Here is a 252-nt window from a genome sequence, read left to right on the forward strand (position 1 = left end):
GGCACGGCGATGACGCCGGCATACAGGCAGCCAAAGAACGCCGCGACATAGTCCGGGCCGCTGGGGAACAGCAGCACCGCACGGTCGCCGAACCCTGCGCGGGCCTGCAAGGCAGCGGCGATGGTGCGCGCGCGGCGGTCCAGGTCCCGGTAGCTGAGCACGGCCTGCTCGCCGGGAGCATCGGCCAGAAAGCGCAGGGCTATCTTGTCCGGGGTCTGCGCGGCGCGTTGCGCCAGGGCCTGGACCAGCGAG

The 252-nt window shown here is 72.2% G+C and carries 1 protein-coding gene; it reads right to left on the minus strand.

Annotated elements, in window-relative coordinates; translation table 11 throughout:
- Window positions 1-252, minus strand: a 252-nt coding sequence (locus tag SB772_RS43655; RefSeq protein ID WP_410838984.1) for an AMP-binding protein, incomplete at both ends; no start/stop codon positions are given.

This window comes from Paraburkholderia sp. SIMBA_030, assembly GCF_046535245.1.
Lineage (GTDB): Bacteria > Pseudomonadota > Gammaproteobacteria > Burkholderiales > Burkholderiaceae > Paraburkholderia.